The 16,822-nt window shown below is 40.0% G+C and carries 14 protein-coding genes and 1 pseudogene; 9 read left to right on the top strand and 6 right to left on the bottom strand.

Going from position 1 to position 16,822, the window contains the following annotated elements:
• The first annotated feature begins 4 nt into the window (after positions 1-4).
• The 8 genes and pseudogenes from pntB to OCV44_RS22310 all read left to right on the top strand — a co-directional run bounded on the left by pntB (position 5) and on the right by OCV44_RS22310 (position 8,269).
• Entirely contained in the window at positions 5-1,402 is a 1,398-nt protein-coding gene (pntB, locus tag OCV44_RS20720; RefSeq protein ID WP_139684298.1) for a Re/Si-specific NAD(P)(+) transhydrogenase subunit beta, read from the top strand.
• Positions 1,403-1,747: 345 nt separating this feature from the next.
• Positions 1,748-3,220, top strand: a complete 1,473-nt coding sequence (gene vxrA, locus OCV44_RS20715; RefSeq protein ID WP_009845362.1) for a sensor histidine kinase VxrA — start codon at positions 1,748-1,750, stop codon at positions 3,218-3,220.
• Complete coding sequence (vxrB, locus tag OCV44_RS20710; RefSeq protein WP_132763201.1) at positions 3,195-3,854, top strand: response regulator transcription factor VxrB; 660 nt, start codon at positions 3,195-3,197, stop codon at positions 3,852-3,854. Before vxrA ends, vxrB begins: the two co-directional genes overlap by 26 nt.
• Positions 3,854-4,732 (top strand): DUF2861 family protein, encoded by an 879-nt coding sequence (locus OCV44_RS20705; RefSeq protein ID WP_139684299.1) that lies wholly within the window; start codon positions 3,854-3,856, stop codon positions 4,730-4,732. The genes vxrB and OCV44_RS20705 overlap by 1 nt, the downstream gene beginning before the upstream one ends.
• Before the next feature lie 59 nt (positions 4,733-4,791).
• A complete protein-coding gene (locus OCV44_RS20700; protein ID WP_012600631.1) occupies positions 4,792-5,946 on the top strand; it encodes a conjugal transfer protein TraF in 1,155 nt (384 codons plus the stop codon).
• Between the two features lie 41 nt (positions 5,947-5,987).
• On the top strand, positions 5,988-6,140 hold the full coding sequence (locus tag OCV44_RS20695; protein WP_004731009.1) for a YoaH family protein: 153 nt from the start codon (positions 5,988-5,990) through the stop codon (positions 6,138-6,140).
• Between the two features lie 1,028 nt (positions 6,141-7,168).
• A pseudogene (locus tag OCV44_RS22315) lies at positions 7,169-7,789 on the top strand (methyl-accepting chemotaxis protein); the annotation flags it as partial.
• Entirely contained in the window at positions 7,784-8,269 is a 486-nt protein-coding gene (locus OCV44_RS22310; RefSeq protein ID WP_390903465.1) for a CZB domain-containing protein, read from the top strand. The pseudogene OCV44_RS22315 and the gene OCV44_RS22310, both read left to right, overlap by 6 nt.
• 311 nt (positions 8,270-8,580) lie before the next feature.
• On the opposite strand, the gene OCV44_RS20680 is transcribed toward OCV44_RS22310, so the two are convergent.
• From OCV44_RS20680 to OCV44_RS20660, 5 genes are all read right to left on the bottom strand, one after another.
• Complete coding sequence (locus OCV44_RS20680) at positions 8,581-9,927, bottom strand: ISNCY family transposase (protein WP_261900941.1); 1,347 nt, start codon at positions 9,925-9,927, stop codon at positions 8,581-8,583.
• 802 nt (positions 9,928-10,729) lie between these two features.
• On the bottom strand, positions 10,730-11,581 hold the full coding sequence (locus tag OCV44_RS20675; protein ID WP_139685074.1) for an HNH endonuclease signature motif containing protein: 852 nt from the start codon (positions 11,579-11,581) through the stop codon (positions 10,730-10,732).
• Positions 11,571-13,043, bottom strand: coding sequence for an AAA family ATPase (locus OCV44_RS20670; RefSeq protein ID WP_139685075.1), 1,473 nt, complete (start codon positions 13,041-13,043; stop codon positions 11,571-11,573). The genes OCV44_RS20675 and OCV44_RS20670 overlap by 11 nt, the downstream gene beginning before the upstream one ends.
• Positions 13,044-13,835: 792 nt before the next feature.
• On the bottom strand, positions 13,836-14,147 hold the full coding sequence (gene yciH / locus OCV44_RS20665) for a stress response translation initiation inhibitor YciH (protein WP_009845368.1): 312 nt from the start codon (positions 14,145-14,147) through the stop codon (positions 13,836-13,838).
• A 4-nt stretch (positions 14,148-14,151) separates the two neighbouring features.
• The gene (locus tag OCV44_RS20660; protein ID WP_086051512.1) at positions 14,152-14,523 is read right to left on the bottom strand and encodes a DUF3319 domain-containing protein; all 372 of its coding nucleotides are present in this window, start codon (positions 14,521-14,523) and stop codon (positions 14,152-14,154) included.
• Between the two features lie 100 nt (positions 14,524-14,623).
• Here OCV44_RS20660 and OCV44_RS20655 point away from each other — a divergent pair, with 100 nt between their 5' ends.
• Positions 14,624-15,592 carry a tyrosine-type recombinase/integrase gene (locus OCV44_RS20655; protein WP_139685076.1) on the top strand — a complete coding sequence of 323 codons (969 nt, stop codon included), beginning with the start codon at positions 14,624-14,626 and terminating at the stop codon, positions 15,590-15,592.
• A 205-nt stretch (positions 15,593-15,797) separates the two neighbouring features.
• On the opposite strand, the gene OCV44_RS20650 is transcribed toward OCV44_RS20655, so the two are convergent.
• On the bottom strand, positions 15,798-16,793 hold the full coding sequence (locus OCV44_RS20650; RefSeq protein ID WP_139685077.1) for a D-alanine--D-alanine ligase: 996 nt from the start codon (positions 16,791-16,793) through the stop codon (positions 15,798-15,800).
• Positions 16,794-16,822 lie beyond the last annotated feature (29 nt).

Genomic DNA, 16,822 nt, shown 5'->3' with positions numbered 1-16,822 from the left:
GCAGATGTCTGAAGGATTAGTACAAGCAGCTTATATTGTTGCTGCTGTATTCTTTATAATGAGTTTGAAAGGGTTATCGAAACAGGAATCTGCGCGCGCAGGTAACTATTACGGTATCACGGGTATGGCAATTGCGTTGATCGCGACGATCTTTGGCCCCCATTCAGCAGGTATTGTGTGGATCATCATTGCTATGGTGATCGGTGGTGGTATTGGTATCCACTACGCACGAAAAGTCGAAATGACTGAAATGCCAGAGCTGGTGGCAATTCTCCACAGCTTCGTGGGTATGGCAGCAGTACTTGTAGGTTACAACAGCTACATTGATCCACCCGCTGCTGTTTCTATCAACCCTGCCGATATTCATGCAGAGCACGTTATTCACTTGGTAGAAGTGTTCCTTGGTGTGTTTATAGGTGCGGTAACCTTCACAGGTTCGATTGTTGCGTTTGGTAAACTTCGTGGCGTTATCTCTTCCTCGGCAATGAACATCCCTCATAAGCACAAGTGGAACCTAGCAGCTATTGTTGTTTCGACCTTGCTAATGATCATGTTCGTTAATGCTGACGGTAGCATGCTTGCGTTGATGGTGATGACACTCATTGCATTCGTATTCGGTTACCACTTAGTGGCATCGATTGGTGGTGCAGATATGCCAGTGGTTGTCTCTATGCTTAACTCGTACTCAGGTTGGGCAGCAGCGGCGGCCGGCTTTATGCTTGCGAACGATCTACTGATCATAACAGGTGCATTAGTTGGTTCTTCAGGTGCGATTCTGTCTTATATCATGTGTAAGGCAATGAACCGCTCTTTCATCAGCGTTATTGCTGGTGGCTTCGGTCAAGACGTGGTTGTGTCTGATGGCGATGAAGAGCAGGGTGAGCACCGAGAAACATCAGCTGAAGATGTGGCTGACATGTTGAAAAACTCGAAGTCAGTCATCATCACTCCTGGATACGGCATGGCAGTAGCTCAAGCTCAATACCCAGTGCATGAAATCACTGAGAAGCTGCGAGCGCAGGGCATCAATGTTCGATTTGGTATCCACCCAGTTGCCGGTCGGTTACCGGGTCACATGAATGTGTTACTTGCTGAAGCAAAAGTACCTTACGATATCGTTCTTGAAATGGACGAACTCAACGATGACTTCAATGAGACCGATACTGTTTTGGTTATCGGTGCAAACGACACAGTGAACCCAGCAGCACTTGAAGATCCAAACAGCCCAATCGCTGGCATGCCAGTACTTGAAGTTTGGAATGCTCAGAACGTTATCGTATTCAAACGTTCGATGAACACAGGTTACGCAGGTGTGCAAAACCCACTGTTCTTCAAAGAGAATACGCAGATGTTGTTTGGTGATGCGAAACAGAGCTGTCTCGGTATTCTAGAGCATCTATAGGAAACACTTTTTAAGTATTTTCTAAGCAAAAGCATTAAGTCGTAACCAAATAAGGAGCTCATTAGAGCTCCTTTTTTTTGTTCATCTGAAAGTCGCTGTATCCTAAAGCAACAATCTATGACCCATAAGCAGCAATCTATGGCCCATAAGCAATAAGCGCAGTCCGATCGACGGACGCAAAACTCATTCGAATGAAGTTATGACTAATCAAACGACTAGCGAGTGCACCTGTGCAACATGACCCTAATATGATTGAATTCGTCGCTACAACTCGCCATTCGAGCGGCTTTCATGCGCTTATAAATTTATCTTTGATAACGAATGGTATATATTTGATTGATCTATATAAATTTGCGTTGGTTTGTGATCATCAAAAGAACATTTACTCTGCTTATCGCTACGTTATCAGTTTCAGTAAACGCGTTTGCTGACTCTTTACCTGAGCGTATCGATAACTTCACCAAACTTTTTGATCATGAAATGGCAATTGAATCTTATGATATTCGATTGCTTCAGGCTGATTACCCGACTCGCTTGATCATGCCATCTTCTATGTTGCCGCAAACTGCAGAATACCCACTCAAAGACATTCAACGCTTATACCGGTTGTCAAAAACATGTAGCGGGAAGCTGCCATTAAGTCCTTTAATCACCGAGCCTTTAGTTTTTACTCGTGCAATGTGCAAAGGAACTAAGCTTTCTGATCGTTGGTTTACTCGTAGTGGTTTGATCCATCCTGGTGGCGGTTCATATGCCGCACGATACGTTGAGTTATACCCAGAGAAGTTTGACTCGTTAAAGCGCTACATGCACATTCAAGAGCGACCAAACACCGAACACGATGAACTACTGTCTCGTCTACAGAAGATGGACAACGAAGCCATAACAGCTTTGCTAGCGGGTGCGAGTATGTTTGTTGAGCTTGATGAAATGTGGGTCAAGCGCGGTGATAGATATTACCTGTATAAAGAATCAGTTTGGAACGAAAACGCTACGCTCGCGGGCTTATCCTTTAGTTTGTCCTCAGAAGGCAACAGCTGTTTCGTCCAGCGAGGCAATGTATGTTGGGAAATAGAAGACCATTCAGAGCTTCTACAAATCGCCATGTTTATATTGGTGATCGCCAACATCCTACTTGTGTTGGGTTGGGCGGTTTACCGTTGGAACAGTAAAAAACAAGAGATGAAGAGCCGGATGCTAGTTCTTCAAATTCTAACGCATGAATTAAGAACGCCGATTGCGAGTTTGTCATTGACGGTTGAAGGGTTTAGGCGAGAGTTCGAACACTTGCCAGAATCGGTATATGATGAATTTCGTAGGTTGTGTGAAGATACACGCCGTTTAAGGCAGTTGGCAGAAGCAAGTAAAGATTATTTGCAATCAGACAACCAGCCGCTTGCAACAGAGTGGGTGCCAAGTGTTGAAGAATGGCTTCAATACAAAGTTGAAGAAGACTTTGCACCGGGCATTGAACTCCGTGTAAATAAAGATATTGCTGCAAAAGTAAACGTATATTGGTTAGGTACTTGTATTGATAACCTGATCAGAAATGCCGTGAAATACGGTGTTGCTCCAGTGATACTAGAACTGAATACTTCTGACAAGAAGCTGACATTCAAAGTTATAGATAATGGAGACTTGTCTCGCAAAGATTGGGGGCAACTAAGAAAGCCATTCGTAAGTAAGAGTGGACTCGGTTTAGGTCTGACGATAGTGGAATCTATGGTCGGAAAAATGGGCGGTCACATGACGCTTATCGGCCCCCCAACAACATTTATTTTGGAGATACCTTGTGAAACAGACATTGCTTCTCGTTGAAGATGATAAAAATTTAGCTGACGGTTTATTAGTTAGCCTTGAGCAAGCTGGATATGAATGTTTGCATGCCGAGCTGATCTCTGAAGTTGAAGGCTATTGGGAACAAGCGGATCTTGTGATCCTAGACCGTCAACTTCCTGATGGTGACTCGGTAGATTCACTTCCAGGTTGGAAGAAAAAGAAAGACATCCCCGTTATATTGCTAACGGCGCTCGTGACAGTAAAAGACAAAGTAGCGGGATTAGACTCGGGTGCGAACGATTACCTAACCAAACCATTTGCAGAAGCTGAACTATTTGCTCGAATCCGTGCGCAGTTGCGCTTACCTGATGCTGAAGATCAAGACGCATCAAAAGTGATGGCTCAAAACCTTGTAATAGACAAAGCGACGCGTGAAGTGTTTTTTAATGAACAGGAAGTCACATTAACGCGTACGGAATTTGATTTACTATTATTCTTGGCAAGTAACCTTGGTCGAGTGTTTACACGTGATGAGCTACTAGACCACGTTTGGGGTTACAACCACTTCCCAACAACTCGCACCGTAGACACGCATGTTCTGCAACTAAGACAGAAGTTACCAGGTTTAGAAATTGAAACCTTACGTGGCGTTGGCTACAAGATGAAAGCGTAATGAAAAAAGCCTTACTTCCACTACTCATTTTATCCAGCGTCATCAATACTGCACAAGCAGCTGATTGGTTTAAGGATAGTGATACACTGACACAAGTACACAAGCACCTGCTAGATAACGATTTAGCCTTGATGTTTGATTCACTAGTGGAAGTTTGGCAAATTAATGCTTCGCAATCTCGCGAAGATCATCTCAATCAACTGTTCGATCAAGCATTGAACAAAGATTGTGGTAAAACGCTCACAAAAAAAACGTTACCGGATTGGGTCAGTTCGGTCGTCGTTAAAAGACACATTATTCAAAGCCCAGGTAGGGAAACATTCCGCGTGGCGATTGATGTTGAATCGGAAAGCAACATTCAAGACATCACCTTTGAGAAGTGGGTCGACAAAGTCGTTTCGTCTGATAGTGAGTTCACCAAAGGCAATCCAGTAATCAACAACGCTTCAGTGAGTATGTACAGCAAGCGTTATAGCTTAGCGTCTCAACTTGATTCAGGACTTTATCGCCTGACTGTGAAAGGAGACAGCGGTAACTCCTGGAGTACCTGGATCATTCTTGGCGAAGTGGTTATGCGTCAGCAAGTACGTTGGGCATCGAAAGATACTTGGCTGATCGATAAAAAAGCACTGCTTAATCCTTATTGCCCATTACCAAAGCTAGAAGTAGGTTTGTACGATTATGTCGATGAACGATATAAGCAGGTGTGGGGGAAAAGTTATGAATCCGATTATCCGACCAATTTAACGGGTGAAGAACTGCCCAATGATCGTTATGTTTTAGCTGTTTCAATGGTACATTCGCGCTGGCAAGGTGACATAGCGATAGAGCAAGCACAAACTATCAGTAAAACTTATGATATTTCTAGCGAAGAGTAGCTAAAGTAATTTAGAATTGAGCCGTTAATAATGTAAGGGATCTAACAAAGATAAACGGCATGAAAAATACAACTAAACTACTCGCAGCATCAATTGCATTCGCCAGTCTTCCTCTTTCAGCAGCAAACTACGCCATTGAAGCGCGTGGTGATGCGATGGGTGGTGTTGGTGTTGTTTCAGCAAATTTCCTAACAGCTCCATTCTATAACCCAGCACTTGTTGCTATTTATCGTCGTAACGATGATATGGGTATGATCACGCCAAGTTTTGGTGGTAGTTATAATGACCCCCAAGACATGAAATCAAATATTGATTCCGCTCTGGCTGCAACAAACACTGCAGATTTAGATGCAGCTCTTAAAAAACTCGATGGTAACCAAGCTAATGTTGAACTTGGTGGTGTTGTCGCATTCGCTATCCCAAATCAATTTATAGCGGCGAACCTATTCGGCAAAGCCTATACAGAATCGTTTGCTACACCAAATGTTTATAATGAAGCGTCAGCGACAGATGCCGATAAGCTTGAGTTGTCGACGGTAGAAGCCGTTGCTATTGGTGTTACCGAAGTTGGATTAACTCTCGCTAAATATCAAACCTTTATGGGGCAGCATATTTCATTTGGTATCACGCCTAAACTTCAACGTATTTACACATACAACTATGTTGCTTCTGTTAAGAGCTACGATTTGTCTGATGTAAGAGACAATGGTGAAGGTGAAACTTCTTTTAATATGGATGCTGGCGCGCTTTGGTTCACAGGTCCATTTCGAGTTGGTTTTTCGGCTACCAACTTAATATCTAGAGATATCAATACCAAAGATACATCTCAAACTTTAACGAGTACGACCAGCGGTGTGACACACAAAGTCGGTGGCCAATACGCATACAAACTAGAGCCTGTATATACCGTAGGTGCTGGTATCGTAGCGGACTACTTCACGCTTAGTGTCGACTATGACTTAAATGAAACCGAAAAGTTTACTTCGTTCAAAGATAACGAACAGATGATTCGTGTTGGTACAGAAGTTGATGTTCTACGCCAACTTCAGCTAAGGGCAGGGTACTACAAGAATTTGGCATACTCTGGTTCAGAAGGTACAGTCACTGCTGGTATCGGTTTGTCGCCACTCAATTTGTTCCAGTTAGATCTAAGTGCTAACTACACCAATGAAAATGCAATGGGTGCTTCAATCAATTTCCTTGCTAGTTACTAACAGTCCTTATATAGTTCTGCTCCTAAATAAAGGAGCAGACTATGCTAAACGACTTACCAACCCTTTCTCACGAAGAACAACAGAAAGCTGTTGAACGAATTCAAGAAATGATGACTCAAGGCATCAGCACAGCACAAGCGATCAAAATCGTTGCTGAGCAAATTCGTGAAGAAATGAGTAATAAAGAAGAGTAGGGCATCAGCCCTTCTTTTTTCACACCTTCGTGCACTATAACTAAATATTTTACCCTCTAGTAGATTATCTCGTACATACCAACTCTTTAGTTGCCCTAAATTCCTAGCTATTCAAAACCATTTAAATGCCGTTTATTCAGTAAGTTATGTTGGAGTAATCCACTTATCAGGCTTTTTTGGGCCTCTATTTGTAATTAAATTACAGCAAGATCTGAAAACAATACAACCATCATTTTTGGTGTCAGTATTTATGTCACCATTTCTAAGTGGTTAAATCTATGGCGTTTTTAAGGCTAGTGACGTTGTGACTTCTGTTTTGGCTAGGACCTGGCTTCGTTCGTTGTCTTGTAATTGATGGGGCTTTATTTAAGAGTATGTTTGGTGATAATTACGTTACACTGTAGCTTAATTTGTTGTGTGCAAGATAAGGCAGTTCGCGTGCGTGGTGGCCGTTTACCGTCTTAACATGGTCTAAATCGTCCAGAGTAATGTCAATTTTAACGGGCTTTAATCGGCACACGAATTTATCTTCAGAAAGGTGAATTCGTGTTTGCGAGAGTAACACTGTAATCAAGGTTGTCTTGCTAATGACATCGAGTTGGAATTAGTCATCGTAGTTATTTTGTATTCAACGTTTAGCACATACCAAAATATCGATTTTTGTATGTTGTTGACTAAGAAGTGCGATTTTACGGGGGTTGTGTTTAAACTGTTTATTTATAAAGTGTTGTCTGAGTGACCGGGTTTAGCTTTCTACGTACCTAACATATTAATTTTAATCTAAATATTAATATTCAAAAGACATCTAATTTCCAACCTCTACATGCATTTTAGTTGCAGTGTCACTTTAAAGAGTTGGTTTTATATGTTGGATAGTTACTTGGATTAAGTGAATAGAGAAACCTTAATCTAAGATATTGATTTTAGAGTTATAATATACTTGCCATAGCATACTATACACATATAATAACCACGCCTTATAACCATCTAAAAAGTGTGTTTATTTTTCCTCTATACGAGATTAATCCATGTACAAATTCATTTCCTCAAATAAAATCAATTCATTAACAAGTGAATTATTGCAATCTAAGCAAGACTTAAAATCTAATGTGAATATCCAAAATAACTTAAAGCAAAGGATTGCTGAGCTCGAAGCTGATAAAAATGCCATTGAAGAGAGGTATGAAGCAAGCCAAGTCATGGTCAACCGTGTCATAAACACCACATTGCCATTGCAAGATATTCGCAGTAGCCTAGCTGAATCAGCAGAGCAAACCGCTGCATTTCTGTCTTCGTATGAAGAAGAAACTCGTGATGGTTTAGCGCTGCTCGAACATTTTAAATCTAAGCTGCTCGAAACGAAAAGCAACACAATTAAAATTGGCGAGCAGGTTAATATACTTAAACTAAATGCAGAAGATATTGCTAAATTTGTCGTCACGATTGATGCCGTATCTGAACAAACTAACTTACTTGCACTCAATGCTGCGATTGAAGCTGCAAGGGCCGGTGAACATGGCCGAGGCTTTGCTGTTGTTGCTGACGAAGTAAGATCCCTTGCACAAACAGCAGGTCAATCAGCACAACAAATAAAAAGTGTAGTTTCAAAGATTAGTGATAATACAACGGCATGTCATGATGATATGCAAAAAGTTAATATGGAATTCGATACATTAGGAGACCAATCTGAAGAACTCGTTGATATTATTACTATTTTAGTAACCAACTCACATAAACTTTATGTGCTTGTAAAAAGAAGCTATAACCAAATATTTTTGAGGCTTGTTGCCTTAGACCATGTTGCTTGGAAAATCGACGTTTACAAAAATATTAACAGTAACATAACTGATATCGACAATATTGTAGACCACCATAATTGCCGATTAGGTCAATGGTATTATAAGGGGCGTGGTCGTGACTTATTATCCGATATAACCAGCTTCAAGAACCTAGAAAGACCTCATGAGGAAGTGCACCTTTACGGTAAAAAAGCGGTTCAAGCAAAAATTGATGGTGATCTAGAATTGTCATTTCAATATTTGGAACAAATGGAAAGCTCAGCAGATAACGTTATTTCTGGTTTGGAAATATTAGCTCAAGAGCTAAAAGCCTTGCTTACTCGAACTTAATCGGTTCAATTATGGTGAGTGGCTTGCTGCGCTTAACCGAATAAGATCGTGGGTACGTAACATGCTCAATGAGAAGGTCGGCTTGTCCGGCCTTTTTGATGCTCGTTAGAAAATCATTGTTAAACGTAATCAGTAACATAAGTTTCGAAGCACAGATGATTTTTCGTGCCAAGATCAATCAAGCCTTGTGGTGATGAACTTAAGGGACATTTTAACTTTGGAAAATAGTGACATTACAACTTTGCGCCTACATATTCTGTCAATCCCATTTTAAAATGTCCTTATTTGTCCCCAATAGAAATGTCCCCTTGTTAAGTCTTTCGACTGGAGGCTTTGAAGGGGTCAGTGAGGACAGGGTTGATGGCTCGAGGCGCGGTTTGTAAGGCTCTTTGTTGTGCACGGCGCTTGGGCGCTTTCTTACTGCGGGTTCGTTGCTGTTGTTGTTCGAATTCTTGTTGTTGTTGCTGAGCAAATTTTAAAACTTGGCCGAGGCGTTTGTTGTCGACGATTTGGGTTTGTTGAACGTGCTCGAGTTTGTCGAAGGTTTTGAATTCGAGTTTTCGATGCCCGTACTGAATGGCGATTTCTCCATTTGGGTAGTCGAGTACCTTCACGGTTTCGTGCATTAATCGGCTGTTTTCTTCGGTGGGCTCAATGAGATAAATTACTTTATCGTATTGAAATGTCAGTGATTTTGAGAGCTTGCGGCTTTCTTGCCAACTGAAAATATCGTCGAGTTCTTGCTTGGATTCTCGAACCGGACGATGCATGTTTTTCGGGTATTGAGCGGGCTTAGCAAAGCGGTGGTTAAAATCGGCGATGAAGTAGGGAAGCCAGGCGTTGGCTTGCTCGATGGTGTTGATGCCTTGTAAGCGCATCTCTTTAACCAGCCGGTCTTGCAACGTGAGATTGGCTCGCTCAACACGGCCTTTGGCTTGGGAGCTGTTGGCACAAATGAGTTCTATCGCCAGCTCTTTCAGCACGCGCCCGTATTGGGTCTGGCCAACTTGTTTGTGTTTCTCCTGATTCACTCTAAATATGGAGTGTTTGTCGCTGTAAAATGCGATGGGTTTACCGTGCTCATTGAGGTATTCACGCGTCGCCAACATGTAGTCAAACGCGGATTCCGTTTCGCTGAATCTTAGGTTCATCAAGCGGCCAGTTGCATCGTCAATGAACACCAATAGGCAGCATTTGTCGCTGCGGCCTTCAAACCAGTCATGATGGGAGCCGTCAATTTGAATAAGTTCACCCAAGCAATCACGACGGTAACGAGGCTGATAGATCCGAGGTTTTCGTTGTGAGTGCGGGATCCAAAGGTTATCGGCAATCATCCATTGGCGAAGTGTCTCTAACGAGATAGCTAAATTATGATTTTCTATGATCTTTTCACGTGCAAATGTGGGCGAGAAATCAGAATAGTGTTTATGGATAGTCGAAAGAATCTCTTTGCGATATTCGTCAGAATAACGTCGATTACTGGGTTTACCTCTAGAAGCATGGGTTAAACTAGCCGCACCATGTTCACGTAGTTTGTTCATTAACCTTTGAACTTGACGCTCACTTAACGAAAGTATCTCTGCCGCATCAGTACGACGCAAACGATGTTCACAGACGTCTTGAATAACTTTGAATCGACTAATTTCTTTTTCACTCATGGCAATCAACATCTCAGGAGTCCTTAGTAACCGAAGCTGGTACATGAAATGTAGTCAGCAACCAGTGCTAAGGTGACATTTTAATCTGGCTCAAAAGTGACATTACTATCTGGGGCTTACAGATTCGGTGCGTATTATGTACGTTATGTTAAATTCGCTGGGGTTAAAGATAAGTTCATGAGTGAGGTAGGATCAATGACTTACCCACACGGTTTGTCCGATACAAAACTTTTATGATAGCTTACCACTCACCATTACGGGTTTCTTATAAGTTCATATTCATCGAGATTTAACAGTATTTACCATAAAGCACTGTAAAGAGCTGCGATAACATCTTCATTCTTATGGGACTTTAGCTTTACAAAATCTAGGTCATCTAGTCCCTTGATTACTTTCTCAAATCCTTTGATGTTGCCCTGTTTGTACTATGATATCAGTCTTTTTAAAGTACGGTGATGCTCTCCAAGTTTGTTAAGAAGGTCTAGTCCTGATTACAAGTGATAGAACGAATCGTGCCCAATAGAGCTAACGACACGCAGGACAAGCGAACTGAAGTGGCTGAACGTCACGGTTAGAGAATCCTATACGACAATCTATCAAGGTGTCGCATGTATCGCATTTATAGCGAGTGCAAATATTCATGTTAAATCACTTTATAATAAGGACTTACTTCAATAATTCTTACTATATGCATCACTAATATAGTGAGTACAAATCCCCCCCCTCAGGTATGATGCACGGGTACGAAGCATGGTTTTCATTGATACAGAGCTCTTTGACCAGTTAAAACACACCATATTACCTAGCTATAATAACTATTGCAGAACCAATCAGAGCTGTATAATGCATCGAACAACGCATATTCTAAGTTTATGGGAAGAAATTTATTCTTATGATTTTCAACGAAAGCTGTTTTTCTAAGAGAACCAATATATTTTTTTAGGTTAGCTCCTCCTTTAGAGTCATATATTTCTTTAAAATCTTCGTCAACATCCACAAAGATACTATCTACATGTGTAAATAGTGTATCTTCTAAGTCATACGCTAAGATATGGTTAATTATCTTTAGTCTGTTTTTCTTGCTGAGGTTATTTGGAATTTTAAAAGTGAAATTTAATGGTTTTCTATTATAAACTTCAATCTCCAACCAGTGATTTTTAAATAAAAAACCATCAAAGTATGGGTGTGGCAAATTATCTAGGTGACTTGAAGGAAGCTCATCATTCTTGATTCTATTACAATCGCCACATGTTGGAATTAGGTTAAGTGGATAAACATAAAAGTTTGGGAAAATCGAAGAAGGAAGAAAATGATCTAAAGATGATCGTTCAGTTGCATATCCTTTTTGACAAGCTGGACATATTAAACTGGTAGAAAAAACTTTCTTTCTCATTCCGGTTTTAGGTAAATATGATTTATAAAGTAAATTTAGAGTAGTTTTGTTTTCGTCAGATATCGTTGATATATGACGTGATATGTTATGTAACTTGCCCAATTGACCGAGGGTTTTGTAAATTTTAAAGTCGTCTAAAAGATCTTTTTTAATCAGTTTTAATTCTTTTCTCTTAACCTTAGAACTACCTGTATTATTAAGGTAGAATTCAATTACACGGTCTTGTTGAAATTCGTGAATTTTATGGAATTTATTTATCATCTTCATTCCTATATAACTGCGTCCATGCCAGTTTTCTAGCTTCAGAACCGATAGTGTCTATCTCATCAATATTTTCCTTTGTAATATCTTCAGATGCTACTAAATCACTAATAGTTTTATGAAAACCGACCTTCTGGTAGCCGAAGGCGGTTCGTGTAAGCTTAGAAACGTTTTGACCGTATGTAGTTATATGAGGACGATCAAATATAGCTTCGTTATCTACGCGGCGGAGAACATAGACATTAGAAGACAAAATCTCTTGAAGGATAATTGGAGAATGTGTTGCAAATATGATCATTCCATTGTGAGTGTTACATATGACTTGCAATGATTGGAGGAAAGCACCTAACAAAGGTGGATGAAGATGAGTTTCTGGTTCATCGAACAGTGTAATCATACCTTGACGAAGTTTATTCATTAATAATACTAAAGTATGAATTACTATACGGTGACCAGAACTTAACTCATTATAGATAGAAATGATTTCATCAATGTTACTAAAGTTAGTCTGAATGTTATTTACATGCTCATATAAATACTCAACTTTACATAGAGGCTCGAATACTTCAGATAAATACTTTTGATCTGACCTTTCTATCAATTTCTCGAATGCAGACTTAAACTCATCTCGAAGATCTGCTGGACCTTTAAAACTACCTGAATCATTGTGCAACCCTAAGTAATCATACTTATAACCTTTTGGTATAGAAGGCAAGTTATTATCAAATGCAGAAAAGCTTGCATATATAACTCTATCTATATATGGTATTTCTAATTCTTGATTTAAAACATCAGATAACTCTGGAATACAAAGGTGACAAGTAAAATCATTGTGAGCAATTTTATTTACAAGCTCTTTTAAAATTGTTGTTTTACCAACACCATTATTCCCTATTAACGAATGGATATTTGAATTGCGATATATATTATCGTTATGATTTACAGAAAAATCAATTTCCTCATTATCATAGGTGAATTTGACGGTATAGCTTAATTTATCGTTTTTACCATTAAATACAAGATTGAAACTGACGACATCTAATGCTGTGACATCTCGCATCAATGAAATAATTAAAGCTGATTCACTGTAGTTCTCTACCCATAATTTATAGTTGAATGAAATATCATTTAAACTTGATAGAAATAGACTACCATAGTTTGTAGATAAGCTTCTTAGATTTGTATAGAACTCTTTATCTTGCCCTAAAGAAAAGTAATTTCCGTCCAAAGCTTCAAGCTTACCATTTTGTAATGGACGCTCGCCTTCAGTAAGACCTTTCTTTGCGACTTTAACATGTCCTATTATTTGATAACTTTTATCTTCACCTATAAAGTATAACTCGTAGGTCGTACGATACGAATAGTCATCCCACGAGTTATTTTTCAAGAAAAAAGAGTTTTTGCATCTTTGTGTAAAATCAGGGATGCTACTACCAACAAAGCAAATGAAGTCATTAGACATATCTACATAAATCCTTATATAACAATTAGATAATGAACAATTATAAATGGAATTACATAATTAAATACAGGTATTTTATAGCTATCTTTTTTTGAAATGTGAGCGCTAACACTAAAGTTGTATCAGCGTAACTAGGGATATATGAAGATACTACTATAGTTAAGTTTACTTGTTTTAGTTGTGAATTCGAATTAGTAAACTCGAGGGAACTATTGCTAGATTTTGCAGGCTAAAGTTTTGTCAGAAAACGGAGTTCAAAGTCGCTATTGATTCAAAATTCGCTCTTTGTGTTCTCGGGATTGAATAGTTGCTGTACTATAGCTTATACACACTAACTATTTAGGCACATTAATCGATCACAACTGGCGTTAAATGGTAAGTAATTGTTCGAGTTTTGAGTAAAGTAGGTTCAGTTTAGTTGTGTCATATCTCACGTATAGTATTCGTGAAGCTCATGAAGTTGAATAGACAGTTTTGGTTGATATTCATACAGCCATTCATAAGTTCATGAACTAAATTTTGGTTCATGAATTTTAGCGCGTCAATCCACTTGAGATAAAATATATTAAATATAATAGCTTATATGACTTGTACGCCACTCACTCACGTACCTTGACGAAACCCAGAATTCGGTATTTATAAGGCAGGTATCTTTGTGTGATGCCCTGCCTTTATTTCGTATCTGTACTCTCTGAATTCTACTGTGTATTTAACCATAGTGGCTATTTACCATAAAATACCTAATAACCAGTGATAATAATCTTCGATTTTACCCCTGGCATTAGTTAGAGCTTAACCGCCAGCAAATTTAACTTTGTAGCCTTTCTTTTCAAGATGCGCTTTGAGCTTGTCACGAGCGTCGCCTTGAATCTCGATGTTGCCATCTTTTACTGAGCCGCCACAGCCGCACACTTTTTTTAGTTCTGCCGCCATTAACTTTAATGGTGCGTCATCTAGGTCTAAGCCTGTTACGATAGAAACGCCTTTGCCTTTACGGCCTTTGGTTTCTTTTTGGATTCGAACAATACCATCACCTTTAGGGCGCTGGACTTTCTCTTCTTCAGGTTTAATACGACCTGTTTCAGTTGAATATACTAGGCTCATAATTTTACTTCTTTTGCTGTGCTGCTTTTTGTTTTGCGAGTAAGAAAGCCTCTATATGACGCTGGATTGCAATCTTGCCACCTTTAATTAGGCGCCCGTTAAACATGCAATACCAAGCGTTAGGCTCACCGGTATCATTTTTAATTTGGTAACCATGGAAGTTTTCAGTTAAGCCGCCACCAGACGCCCTCGACCTGTTTAACGCTGTAAACTCTTTCGGGTCAATAAGGGTCGCAGTATCAATCCACCAATCAATACTCTTTTTCACAGCAGGTAAATTGCCTTGAATAATGTTGTTTTTTAGCTTGGCACGCCAAACGGTGTTGTTTGCATCCGCTGATTGTAGAGGAACGCCTCGGTAAACTGAATTCGCCATATCCATTGATCATCGTTTTGTTTTCATTACGTTAATCATAAGTATACTTCTAATGATATCAAGCATAATATGGTAAAAACACCTGTTGAGGTACGGTAATTTGAGAAAAAAAGTCCCGATTTTAACCGACTCTGTGACAATTAATTCATTTGTTGAAAAATTAAACAGCCACGCGACAATTGAAATTATAGATGAGTTAACAGGATATCAGTACTCTCGAAACTCCTTATTGGGTATCTACAGTGACTGGAATCGCTACCATGCGTACTGTACTAAAAATCGTATCAACACACTTCCTGCATCGATTACTGCTGTTCGGCGTTTTCTTGAGACTGAATCCAGTGAAAGAAAATTTGCGTCTTTGAAACGTTACACTGCAACACTTAGCTTGTTACATACTGTGTTGAGCTTTGCCAACCCAATCAAGCATAGGCAAGTTCGCTTTACCCTGCTCCACTTGCAAGCCAGGATGGCTGGTGATGCGAAACAAACCAATGCCATGACATCCACACACCTCACAGAGTTAAACACGTTACTTTCCCATGAGAAATCGAGCTTAAAAGAGATCCGAGATATCGCGATTTATAATGTGATGTTCGAGTGTGCTTTAAAGCGATCAGAACTAAAGACGTTGTTGATGGATAATGTCGAGAGCGTTGAGAATGATTACCAGATTACAATAAAAGATTCAGTGTATAGGCTATCGCGAGTAGCAAGCGCCGCACTTGAACGTTGGTTTTCGTTTACTGGAACACAAGACGAGTTGCCTGTGTTTCGTGCGATAGATAAACATGAAAATATCAGTCTGCAACCTTTAGATGATTCGTCGATCTACAGAATATTGAGAAGAGCAAGTGACTTACTTCAATTGGCTGACAACCACCACTTCTCCGGGAATTCGATTCGTGTAGGTGCTGCACAAGAACTGTCGAAACAAGGCCTTAAGGTGAGAGAAATCCAAGATTTTGGTCGTTGGCTCAGCCCTGCAATGCCTGCGCAATATGTGGGTTATTCGGGTACATCTGAGAGTGAGAAGATGAAGTTTAAAGCACTAATCCCTTGGCAATAAGCTGATGGCCTTGTTCAGAGGCGGCTTGTTTATCTGCAGTTTTTTATAGGCAGGTTTTTTATAGGTAGATTGTAATAAACGACTTGGTCAATCAAACAACTGACTTGAAAAACGAAAAGCTTCCGACTTACATACAAATAGCGCCTTGGCAGGTAAGCTCAAGGCGCTATTATGCTATCTAATGAGTTATTTAAAACTGGATAAACTAAGCAAGGCTCGTTCTCACGCAGTTCTCTAAGAACTGGCTGAATTTGTGGCCATCATGTTCAACCATTTTTGGGAACATGGAAATTGGCGTCATACCTGGGAAGGTATTCACTTCGTTCAGGTAGATCTCATTGTCTTGTGTTAGGAAGAAATCGATACGAGACAAGTGACGAAGCTTCATCTGTGTGAATACCTTGCGGGCGCTGCCTGCAATCAATTCACGTTGTTCATCGGTTAAGTTAGTTGCTTCAACTTCAGTAATTGAGTGGCTGTCTGCACTGTACTTCTCTTCGTAAGAGTAAAATGCGCCATTCGGTGCAATCACCTCGCCTGGCTTACTTATCTGTAGCTTGCCATCGATTTCATAAGCGGCAACTTCTAGCTCTCTTGGCACCACTGATTTCTCAATAAGTACTTGATCAGAGAAGGTAAATGCCTTGTTGATTGCTTCACTTAAATCATCTACTTGATTGACTTGGTAGCAGCCAACGGAAGAACCCTGACGAGCCGCTTTGACGAACACTTTCCCCCAACTTTCAAAGGCTTGTGTCGCTTGCACATGAGCTTGTTCAGTATTGTCGGATAAGAACAGATACGGCGTATTTGGGATACCCAGAGCGTCGTACCAAAGTTTTGATGTGATTTTATTGAAGCTGTTGTTGCTTGCTTCAGAACCACAACCTAGGTACGGAATTTTAGCCATTTCAAACAGTGATTGAATGTCACCTGTTTCGCCAGGGAAACCATGAATACAAGGGACAATGAAATCGACTTTAGATGCTAAGTTGTCGCCACGTAAGGTTTGATCGTTAATATCAAGATAAACCAACTCACCAGAATCAAGACACCAGCCTTCGTTTTTAATTTCAACTCTCACAACGTTAAAATCTGCAACGCTATTAAGTTGTTCAAAAAGATAATTGGCTGAAACGATAGACACTTCATGCTCTGAAGATCCACCGCCGCAAAGTAGAAGGATGTTTGTGGTGTTCATGGGTAAATTCGGTCCTTGAAACTAGGAAT

The sequence above is a fragment of the Vibrio tasmaniensis genome, from assembly GCF_024347635.1.
Classification (GTDB): Bacteria; Pseudomonadota; Gammaproteobacteria; order Enterobacterales; family Vibrionaceae; genus Vibrio; species Vibrio tasmaniensis.
Note: the sequence above shows the minus strand (reverse complement) of the source record. Positions and strands in the feature narration are given on the sequence as shown.